Here is a 10,539-nt window from a genome sequence, read left to right as displayed (position 1 = left end):
TCCCGAGCCCGGCCTTCCGCAAGGCTTCAGCCATCGCCGTGTTCACGGGTGCCGGTTTAGTGGATTGGGCGGGTTTACCGGATTGTGCTGGCGGGCCCGATTGGGCCGGCTTGTTGGCTTGGGCCGGCTTGCCGCCCTGGGCGGGTTCGCCGCCCTGAACTGGCCGGCCGGACGACGCCTGCTTGTTGGCTTGGGCGGGCTTGCTGCCGGAGGCAGGGCGAGCGGGGGCCGGTTCGTCGTCGAGCCTTAGGGTAAGCGAGATACGTTTCCGCTCGGGGTCGGCCTCCAATACCTTCACGCGGACAACCTGGCCGGACTTCACCACTTCACGGGGGTCTGACACAAACCGATTCGCAAGCGCGGAGACGTGAATCAAACCGTCCTGATGCACTCCCACATCAACAAAGGCGCCGAAGGCTGCCACGTTGGTGACTGTCCCCTCCAACACCATGCCGGGCCGGAGGTCCGAAATCTTCTCGATCCCATCAGCAAAGGCTGCAGCAGCGAAGGCGGGCCGCGGATCACGCGCTGGCTTCTCCAGCTCCGAGATGATGTCCTGCACCGTGGGCAACCCGAAAGCGCCCTCGACAAAGTCCTGGGCGTTGATAGTCGCCAATGAACCGGCGCCAACGGTAGTGCCGCTGCCGGCAGCGGAAGCAGCCGTTTTCACACCGGCGGCCGCCATGATCTTGCGCGCCACAGGGTAGGCCTCGGGGTGAACACTTGAGGCATCAAGAGGCTCAGGTCCGCCACTGATCCGCAAGAACCCGGCACACTGTTCGAAGGCTTTGGCTCCTAGCCGCGGGACTTTCTTGAGCTCGCTGCGCTTCGCGAACGGTCCATTCTCGTTCCGGTAGGCAACGATGTTCTCGCTCAGCAGCGGACCCACTCCGGCTACCCTGCTGAGCAAAGCAGGCGAGGCCGTGTTGACGTCCACACCCACCGCGTTGACGCAGTCCTCCACCACAGCATCGAGGCTCCGGTCCAGCTTGGCGGGCGTGACGTCGTGCTGGTACTGCCCGACGCCGATCGCCTTCGGCTCGATCTTCACGAGCTCGGCCAGCGGATCCTGCAACCGCCGCGCAATGGACACGGCACCGCGGAGCGAGACATCCATCCCGGGCAGTTCGGCCGCGGCGAGGGCGGATGCGGAATAAACGGAAGCCCCGGCCTCAGACACCACAAGTTTCTGCGGTTTCTTACCTGTGCCGGCACCCACCCTTTTGATGAGTTCAGTGGCCAACTTGTCCGTTTCCCGGGATGCTGTTCCGTTGCCGATGGCGATAAGTTCGACGTCGTGCTTCAAAGCCAGGCGCTCAAGGGTTGCCAATGACTCGTCCCACTTGCGCGCCGGAGCGTGGGGATAAATGGTTTCCGTGGCTACCACCTTCCCGGTGCCATCCACCACCGCAACCTTCACGCCCGTACGGAGTCCAGGGTCCAAGCCCAGCGTGGACCGGTTGCCGGCAGGCGCAGCGAGCAGGACATCCCGGAGGTTATTGGCGAACACCCGAACAGCTTCATCTTCGGCGGCGGCAAACATGCGGGTCCGAAGGTCGGCCGTCAGCCGGGCAAGGACGCGGGACCTCCATGCCACCTGTGCGGTCTGGATGAGCCAAGAGTCCGCGGGACGGCCACGATCAGCAACCCCGAGGAACCTGGCCACAGCGGATTCGTAACGGCCGCGCGCAGCGGCGAAGGCGTCGTCGTCGGAGGGTTCTGCTTCGGCGAGATCGAGGTCCAGGACGCCGTCCTTCTCGCCCCGCAAGAGCGCCAGTACCCGGTGTGAAGGCATGCCGGAGGGGGCCTGGGAGAACTCGAAGTAGTCTGCGAACTTCTGGCCCTCTGACTCCTTGCCCTTCCGGACTCGGGATACCATCCGGCCCTGGACCCAGAGCCGTTCCCGGAGAGTAGCGGCAAGATCGGCATCCTGCGCGACACGTTCCACCAGGATGGAGCGGGCTCCGGCGAGCGCTGCAGCGGCATCATCAATGGAGTGCTCTGCGTTCAGATACCTACCGGCCTCGCGCTCGGGATCCAGTTCGGGCCGCTTCAGCAGGGACTCGGCCAGCGGCTCCAGCCCAGCTTCCCGGGCGATCTGCGCTTTGGTGCGCCGCTTGGTCTTGAACGGCAGATAGATGTCCTCCAGCCGGGACTTGGTGTCAGCCGCGACGACGGCGGCCTGCAGTTCCGGAGTCAGCTGGCCTTGGGCAGTTATCGCCTCCAGGACAGCGCGACGGCGGTCCTCCAGTTCGCGTAGGTACCGGAGGCGTTCCTCAAGCTCACGGAGCTGCGTGTCATCCAGCGTCCCTGTGGCTTCCTTCCGGTACCTGGCGATGAACGGGACCGTTGATCCGCCGTCGAGCAGCTCCACAGCAGCCTGCACCTGCCAGGGCTTGACCCCGAGTTCCTGGGCGATCTGGGTATGAATCGCGGCGTCAGGCGAAGCGGAAGGAGACGGTGGCTGCTGTTGCTGGTTCACCCGAATCATTTTGCCTTACCCCGCCGACATTTTGTCAGGCAGGTCCTTCGAGGGCGTCCTGCTAGCAAAAGAAGCGCCACAGAGTGGTCTCCGTGGCGCTGGTTTACCTATGAGTTGTCTGCCTTACGAGCTGCTGGACTGCATCCGCTTGCGTTCCGAGATGTGCTCCACCAGTTCGCCCACTTTCTCCTCGGAGTAGTTGCGGGCGATGTCGCCTTGGCTGATGATGCCTACCATTTTGTGGTCGGCAATAACCGGGAGGCGCCGGATCTGGTACTTTTCCATCATTTCGATGGCTTCGTCAATGTTCGCGTCGGCGTCGACCCAGTGGGGCTTGCCGGTCGCGAGCTCACGGGCCATCATCTCGCCCGGATCACGGCCAGCAGCAACACACTTGAGCACGATGTCCCGGTCGGTGATCATGCCTTTCAACCTGCCGTCATCACCACAGATCGGCAACGAACCGCAGTCAAGGTCCATCATCATGCGGGCGGCATCCACCAGGGACTGATTTTCCGTAATGCATTTGGCGTTTGTAGTCATGAATTCACGGACTGCACTCATTGGTCCTCCTTCATCGATTGGTATATCGACGCAGGCCCCCGGCTTGCGCCGACAGGTCCAGCCTACGCCGGGGCGCTCACCAAGTCGACGGGCCATGAGAGCCTCCTCAGGCGTGCTCAAAGAAGTTGCTTTGTGAGGCGCGTGCAGGATCCAGGCAGCCTACTCAGCGATGTCCTCGGCCCAGAGCTCCGGATGTTCCTGCTGGAATGCGACCATCATGTCGATGCACCTTTGATCATCCAGAACCACCACCTCGACGCCGCGGGAGCGCAGGAGCTCAAACTCCCCCGGGAAGGTCCGGGCCTCGCCCACCACAACCCGCGGAATCTTGAACTGAATGATGGTTCCCGTACACATCGCACATGGGGCAAGGGTGGTGTATAGCGTGGTATCCCGGTAATTCTTCTGGCGGCCAGCTGCGCGAAGGGCTGACATCTCGCCGTGGGCTATGGGATCGCCCTTCTGCACTCGTTCGTTGTGGCCGCTGGCAATCACTTCGCCTCCCCTCGCCAAGGCCGCACCGATTGGAATTCCGCCTTCTCGCAAGCTCTGCACGGCGGCATGGACGGCTGCTTCGAAGGCGGGACCGTCGGCCAAAGGGGCGGCCGGGCGCGCTGGTGCCCCGGGCTGGTTGAGGGAAGGCTGCTTGACGGAGGGCTGCTGGTCAGTCATATGCCTCAGACCCTACCTCTCTGGACCGGGTCGCAACAGAGCTGCTGATCCCGAGGCAATAATGTCGGCCGCCTTTGATAGCTTGGCAACAGAACGTCAGGCAACGGAGTCAGCGGAATCTTGCAAGCCGGCCCGAGCCGGCGCCAAAAGATGGCAGCAAATGCCACGATGCATCAACGAGGAGCGGGGACAGCGTGTTTCTTCTTGAACCAGAAGTTCCCGGGCGGGAACAGGACCTGGTATTCTCCGCGAGCGACCTCGTGACAGCGGCCACGTGCGAATATCAGCTGCTTCGGAAACTCGACGAAAAACTCGGGCGCTCCCCCAGCGCTATCTTCCCGACCGACGCGATGTTGGAGCGAACAGCGAAGCTTGGCGACCTTCATGAACACAAAGTTCTGGACAAGTTCATTGAAGAATTCGGTCCTTGGGACCCTTCCCAGCAACGCGGCGTGTACGACGTCGAGCCCGCCGCTGAAATGGACCGCGCCACGCTGCTGGCCAAACATGCAGAGTCCATCGCCGCGCTGGAATCAGGCGCCGACGTCGTTTTCCAGGCTGCTTTTTTTGATGGCACCTTCCACGGGCGCTCCGACTTTCTGGTGAAGCAGCCTGATGGCCGCTACGCCGTATACGACACCAAGCTCGCCCGGCACGCAAAAGTCACGGCACTGCTCCAGTTGGCGGCCTATGGTGATCAACTGCTGGGAGCAGGTCTCGAACCCGATCCCCTTGTCACGCTTGTCCTTGGCGCCACAGTGGTCACTGCTGATGGCAGCTTTGAGAACGTGCGCAGCAGCCACAAGCTCGCGGACATCCTCCCGGTTTTCCGCGAGCGGCGTGAGCGCTTCCTGGAACTTGTTGGCAAACACCGGGCTGCCTCGGCCCCCGTGAGCTGGGGGCCACCTGGAGTCGTTGCCTGTGGAAGGTGCGATTACTGTCAGGAACAGGTGAAGGCGACGGACGACGTCTTGCTGGTGGCCAGAATGAGCTCCAGCCAGCGCAAGAAACTTCATGAGCAGGGTATCTTCACTGTGCATCAGCTCGCCGAAGCAGATTTTCCAGACGCCAATCCCCCGCTCCTGCGGCTGCAGGATCAGGCGCGGATGCAAGCCGGTTTCGGTCTAGTGGACGGAACCGTCCGCTACGTCAAGGGCGGCGAAGAACACGCGCTGAGCTACCGAGTGACGCCGGAAAACACCTTGAGGGAGCTGCCACCTCCCAGCGAGGGCGACATCTTCTTTGACTTTGAGGGAGACCCCCTGTGGCAAGAAGATGCAACCGGCATCTGGGGGCTGGAGTATCTGTTCGGTGTGGTTGAAGCGCCGGTCAAGCCCGGCGCGGCTGAAGTGTTCCGGCCCTTCTGGGCCCACACCCGAGCCGCCGAAAAACAGGCCTTCCTGGACTTCCTTGACTATGTTCAAGACAGACTGGCCAAATATCCGGACATGCACGTCTACCATTACGCCGCCTATGAAAAAACGGCGCTGCGCAAACTCTCAGTGATGCATGTCGCCGGTGAAGGGATCGTGGATCAGTGGCTCCGCGAGGGGCTCTTGGTGGATCTCTACCAGACGGTCCGCAACAGCATCCGCATCTCCGAGAACTCCTACAGCATCAAGAAACTTGAACCCCTGTACATGGGCAACAATCTCCGTTCCGGAGACGTCACTGATGCCGGAGCTTCTGTGGTTGCTTACGCCGACTTCTGCGAAGCACGCGACAACGGGTTGGACGATCTTGCTGCCGAAATCCTCGCCGGAATTTCCGACTACAACCACTACGATTGTGTTTCCACGCTGGAACTGAGGAACTGGCTTCTCGGCCTGGCCCGGCAACGTGGCATCGAACCTGATGTATCCCCACCGGCAGGTTTCTTAGCTGAGTCCTCTCAGGCGGATCACTCGTCAAAACACAAACGAAAAAGTGAGGCAGACGCGCCAGGGTCTGGCCTTAGGAGTTCGGAAGTCGTCCTGCACACCTTTCTGGATGAGTGGGCAAAATCCCGGGTACAGGCCGGCAAGGCTGCCGGCGTCATCGAGGACACCGGGCCCGACGCCGATAGCCATGCCGTGGCTATGGTGGCGGCAGCTGTCAGCTATCACCGTCGCGAGCGGAAGTCATTCTGGTGGGCCCATTTCGACCGCTGCGAGAACGGTCCCGAAAGTCATCACCACGACCGGAATGTTTTCCTTGTCGAGCGTGCGGAAATTTTGGACGACTGGCGTCAAGAGGGAATTAAGCTGCCCGAACGCAGAGTGAAGCTCACGGGCAATGTCAGTGCAGGGTCCGATCTGCGGGTCGGCAGCACATGGTTCCGAATGTACGATCGCCCACTCCCTGCGGGGCTGAAAGGAACCGGAAAAGACGGCGCCGGGCGCGGCGGATGGTTCGGAACGGAAATCCTGGAATTGGGGCATGAAGACGGCCAGGATGTGGTCATCATCCGGGATAAGCTTCATCGGAAAATCGACCCCTACCCTGCGGTACCTATCGCCCTTACCGAGGACCAGCCTCTCGCCACCAAAAGCCTGGAGCAGGCTCTGGAATCCTTGGCTGACCAGGTCGCCGCCACACTGTTGGACAGCAAGCAAGGCCGTCCCCGTTTCCCTAAGCATCCGGGCCTGGATCTGGTCCGCAGGACTCCACCACGCCTTCGGAACGGTGCCGCTCTGCCGGAAGTCGGAGAAGGCCCGGACCGTTTCATCGATGCCATCACCGATGCTGTCCTGGACCTTGACCGCTCCTATGTGGCCGTTCAAGGCCCTCCCGGCACCGGCAAAACGCACGTTGGTTCCCACGTGATCGCCCGGTTGGTTGCCCGTGGATGGAAGGTGGGAGTAGTTGCTCAGTCTCACGCCGTGATCGAGAACCTCATGCGGACCGCCGTGCAAAAAGCGGGAGTGGACCCGCGAAAAGTGGCCAAAGACGTCAAGCACAGCGAGTCCCTTCCGTGGGACAACCGCGGTGCCGCCGACGTGGAGAGGCTCCTCAGTTCCCCCGATGGGGCGCTGGTCGGCGGAACTGCGTGGACGATGACCGGGGTCACGGTCCCCGCCGGTTCGCTGGACCTGCTGGTGATAGACGAGGCAGGTCAGTTCTCGCTCGCCAATACCTTGGCGGTGGCCCAGGCCAGCCCCCGGCTTTTGCTGCTCGGCGACCCCCAGCAGCTTCCCCAGGTAAGTCAGGGAACTCATCCTGAGCCCGTCAACGAGTCCGCGCTGGGATGGATTTCCGACGGCCACGCGACGCTGCCGCCCGAGTTGGGGTATTTCCTTGCGGACTCCTGGCGGATGACTACAGAGCTGTGCAGGGCAGTCTCAGAGCTCTCTTACGACGGACGACTGGAATCCTCACCGGCAGCGGATCAGCGCATGCTCGACGATGTTCCGGCCGGAATCGAGACCGTTTTTGTCCCCCACACCGGAAACACCACGTCCTCCACCGAGGAAGCGACAGCAGTAGTCCAACAAGTCCAGCGGCACCTGGGGCTTAAATGGCACGACGACGGCGCCGGGATCCGCCTGCTCGGCCAAGCGGACGTTCTGGTGGTCGCGGCGTACAACGCGCAGGTAAACGTGATCCGGGATGCCCTGGACGACGCCGGGCTCAGAGCGGTTCGGGTTGGGACCGTGGATAAGTTCCAGGGGCAGGAAGCCGTCGTGGTGATCGTCTCCATGGCATGTTCAGCCGTCGCTGACGCTCCCAGGGGCATCGAGTTCCTGCTATCCCGGAACCGGATCAACGTTGCGGTTTCCAGAGCCCAGTGGCGTGCCGTAGTGGTGCGATCTCCCCAGCTGACGAACTACCTCCCCTCCCATCCGGAGGGTCTGGCGCAACTTGGCGGATTCATCGGCTTGTGCCAGCGGGGAACCGCACACAGCTAGATGCACCATCACGGTGCAACCGTTTGCGATACCCCGCTGCCACTGCTGCTGGATGTCAGTTCTGGTACGCCGGGTAATCGGTATAGCCCTCGGCACCATCACCGTAGAAGGTCGCGGGGTTTGCCTCGTTCACGGGCAAGCCTTCACGCCATCGGCGGACCAGGTCAGGGTTGGCGATAGCCGGACGACCGACAACGACGGCATCGGCATGACCGTCTGCCACCAGCCCCATAGCCTCATCGCGGGTGGTGACCATGCCGAAGCCGGAGTTAACCAGGAACGGCCCCCCGAAGCGCTTCCTGAGGCCCTGAGTCAACCCCCCTGAAGGATCCTGGTGGAGGATGCTCAGGTAAGCGAGGTTCAGCGGCTCGATCGCATCAACCAACGCTCCATACGTGGCCAGGACATCGGCTCCGTCCGTTTCCAGAACGCCCTGGATATTGTGTTCCGGAGAGATGCGGATACCCACGCGGTCGCCACCGACTACAGCAGCCACAGCTTGGGCAACCTCGATGACGAAGCGGGCACGGTTCTCTGGAGAGCCACCGTAAACGTCATCGCGCTGGTTGGATGCCGGGCTGAGGAATTCATGAAGAAGGTATCCGTTGGCGGAGTGAAGCTCGACGCCGTCGAAGCCTGCTGAAATAGCGTTCACTGACGCTTGTACGAACTCCTGGATAATTGCAGGCAGCTCCCCTGTTCCCAGCGCGCGGGGCTTTGGGTAGGCCAGCTTGCCCAGCGGAGTATGAATTTCGCCTTCGATCGCGATGGCGCTCGGAGCGATCACTTCATACCCGCCGTTGACGGCTTCATGGCTGACCCTGCCGGCGTGCATGATCTGGGCGAAGATGCGGCCTCCTTCGGCGTGAACGGCTGAGGTCACTTTCCCCCATCCTGCCTGCTGCGCTTCAGTAACGAGTCCGGGCTGGCCCGAGTATCCCTGGCCTGCATGGCTGGGGTAGATTCCCTCGCTGACGATGAGCCCCAATGAGGCCCGCTGGCGGTAATGCTCCGCCACTAGAGGTCCTGGAACACCCTCTTTTCCTGCGCGGACGCGGGTCAGAGGTGCCATTACGAGCCTGTTGGGCAGTTCGAGCTCGCCAAGAGCCAGCGGAGAAAACAACATGTGCAAATCCTTTGGTTGTGAAGAGTGTCCACCGTTCGCAACTTGTTTGCACAAGCAACTATTCCAGGTGAGACGCAGATCACTTTCCCGCCCAACAAAGGACTACGGGATGCTTGGAACGCCAGGACAGCCTTGGCCTTGGGGATTGTCGATACAGTCGTCAGCGTAGTTGCGAGTGATGGACCTCCACACGCTGATCGTTTGCGGAGGGGCACTGAACTGGCCCTCCTCAGGGATAGGCAAAGCAGGGCCGTTGTTCACCGAATAGGTGCCTTGAAAGTAGGTGGTCAGGACAACTTGGAAGTCCCCTGTTTGCGTATAAACGTGGCTGGTCCGGGTCTTTTCGCCCCAACGGTCTTCGGGCAGAGGACCTCCCATCAAGGTGGTGGGCCCTAGGCTCGCGCCGTCCCCGTAATCCCATCGGTACCGCACCGGTTTAGCGACGATCGCAACACTCTGCCCGAGCATATCGACGGTGAAAGTCTGCTCCGCCGCTTCTGCATAGAAGTTGGTCTCGGCGCCCTTCAGAGTGTGCGGATTGGGCTGGATCCCCGAGGTTCCTGCCACAACCGGCAATTGTTCAAACTTGGTCTGAATTTGAGCAGCAATCTGGCCTAAGACATCCGCTGGATCTTCTGTGTAAACGCACCGGTCTGGCCGGATGGGCGACCACATGGGTGGCTCGAAGACTCGAAGCGATGAGAACCAACGTACAGGCCTCCCCAATTCTCCCTTGTCACATTCAGGGGCACCGGCAAGACAGGCGACGTCGTAGTTGTTCTTCCCGTCGTCCAGACAAAGGTACTCAAATTTGTAGATGTTGGGGTCGTCCGGGATAGCGCTCGGTGAATCCACCCAAACCCCTGATCCTGGATCGAATCGCCAGACCCCGATTCCGGGTCCATTCCACGACAGATCAGAATCTCCTTCTTCAGCCTTCGCGACTGGGAGATATCCAAGCGAGGCGAAAGCCAAGAATGTAACGACGATTAGCAATGACAGCGCTTTCCTCCCCAAGGAATCCACCCACTATCCGCCTAATCTGTCTACGTTGGTGACTAACCATCCGCCGCTGATGAATTTAGCTACGAGCAGGTCACCGAGCATGCTCGTTTCCTGGACGGTTTGACCCACGGTTGAATCCGCGTTGCGGAGCGTTCCTGCACGCTGTTGGGACTGGACAGCAACTTGATACTCTCCTGCATTTGTCTTCGTAAACTTCGTTTGGAGTGCATGAACTTCGATGCTTGCACCCTCAACCCAGCGTCCTTCGCTGTTCCATTTTTCAACAGCTGGAAAGATCTTGTCGCACATGGCGCACGAGGAGGCGGGAGCCGACAAAGCCCTGATAGGTTCCAGGTTTCCTGTTTCATACGCATAATTCATCAGCGCGTACCAGTACTTTGCGAACGCTTCCAGCCCTTCCTTAGTCTCCGCCTTAGCTGCCTCGGGCATAACCGGCAGCGGGACGTTCTGCGCTTTGCCCTTGGCGTCAGCCGGTTTGTAGACAGCACTGGGAGTCGGCGAAGGACTTGGAGCCGGTGCTGACTGGGAAGGCGCGGGGGTGGAGGGCGTTCCGGATCCGCCAGGGGCGCCGCCAGCACATGCGGAGAGTGCCAACGCACCGGCGGTAATTGCCGCTGCGGCTAGGACACAGAGACGCATGTGGACGGAATTGCGAGCAGTCATGAGCAGCTGTCCCCCGATGTTTTCGTGACACGTGGTCCGAACAATGCTTAAAGGGTAGCTGAGGTGACATTTACCAAGTCGAAGTTATCCACAGGCACCTGAAGTAGCTTTCTACCACC

The 10,539-nt window shown here is 61.1% G+C and carries 7 protein-coding genes; 1 reads left to right on the top strand and 6 read right to left on the bottom strand.

Going from position 1 to position 10,539, the window contains the following annotated elements:
* The 3 genes from RIN13_RS07310 to RIN13_RS07300 form a co-directional block, all read right to left on the bottom strand.
* A partial coding sequence (locus tag RIN13_RS07310) for a Tex-like N-terminal domain-containing protein (protein WP_375164738.1) occupies nucleotides 1-2,491 on the bottom strand: 2,491 nt, incomplete at its 3' end.
* Between the two features lie 114 nt (nucleotides 2,492-2,605).
* Nucleotides 2,606-3,046: a CBS domain-containing protein gene (locus RIN13_RS07305; RefSeq protein WP_309106669.1), complete on the bottom strand. Its 441-nt coding sequence runs from the start codon at nucleotides 3,044-3,046 to the stop codon at nucleotides 2,606-2,608.
* Between the two features lie 159 nt (nucleotides 3,047-3,205).
* Complete coding sequence (locus tag RIN13_RS07300; protein WP_309106668.1) at nucleotides 3,206-3,718, bottom strand: nucleoside deaminase; 513 nt, start codon at nucleotides 3,716-3,718, stop codon at nucleotides 3,206-3,208.
* 194 nt (nucleotides 3,719-3,912) lie between these two features.
* Between RIN13_RS07300 and RIN13_RS07295 the strand changes: the two genes are divergently transcribed.
* Nucleotides 3,913-7,605 carry a TM0106 family RecB-like putative nuclease gene (locus RIN13_RS07295; protein WP_309106667.1) on the top strand — a complete coding sequence of 1,231 codons (3,693 nt, stop codon included), beginning with the start codon at nucleotides 3,913-3,915 and terminating at the stop codon, nucleotides 7,603-7,605.
* A gap of 55 nt (nucleotides 7,606-7,660) precedes the next feature.
* Here RIN13_RS07295 and RIN13_RS07290 read toward each other — a convergent pair whose 3' ends face one another.
* The 3 genes from RIN13_RS07290 to RIN13_RS07280 form a co-directional block, all read right to left on the bottom strand.
* Nucleotides 7,661-8,731, bottom strand: a complete 1,071-nt coding sequence (locus RIN13_RS07290; RefSeq protein WP_309106666.1) for an alkene reductase — start codon at nucleotides 8,729-8,731, stop codon at nucleotides 7,661-7,663.
* Nucleotides 8,732-8,833: 102 nt separating this feature from the next.
* Nucleotides 8,834-9,586, bottom strand: a complete 753-nt coding sequence (locus tag RIN13_RS07285) for a PKD domain-containing protein (protein WP_309106665.1) — start codon at nucleotides 9,584-9,586, stop codon at nucleotides 8,834-8,836.
* Nucleotides 9,587-9,760: 174 nt separating this feature from the next.
* Nucleotides 9,761-10,420 (bottom strand): DUF6318 family protein, encoded by a 660-nt coding sequence (locus tag RIN13_RS07280; RefSeq protein WP_309106664.1) that lies wholly within the window; start codon nucleotides 10,418-10,420, stop codon nucleotides 9,761-9,763.
* Nucleotides 10,421-10,539 lie beyond the last annotated feature (119 nt).

The organism is Arthrobacter sp., assembly GCF_031179985.1.
GTDB lineage: Bacteria > Actinomycetota > Actinomycetes > Actinomycetales > Micrococcaceae > Arthrobacter.
Note: the sequence above shows the minus strand (reverse complement) of the source record. Positions and strands in the feature narration are given on the sequence as shown.

What these genes read in the sequence shown, in the direction of transcription:
- RIN13_RS07305 (WP_309106669.1), bottom strand. Translation starts at nt 3,046, where the DNA reads ATGAGTGCAGTCCGTGAATTCATGACTACAAACGCCAAATGCATTACG.
- RIN13_RS07280 (WP_309106664.1), bottom strand. Translation starts at nt 10,420, where the DNA reads ATGACTGCTCGCAATTCCGTCCACATGCGTCTCTGTGTCCTAGCCGCA.
- RIN13_RS07300 (WP_309106668.1), bottom strand. Translation starts at nt 3,718, where the DNA reads ATGACTGACCAGCAGCCCTCCGTCAAGCAGCCTTCCCTCAACCAGCCC.
- RIN13_RS07290 (WP_309106666.1), bottom strand. Translation starts at nt 8,731, where the DNA reads ATGTTGTTTTCTCCGCTGGCTCTTGGCGAGCTCGAACTGCCCAACAGG.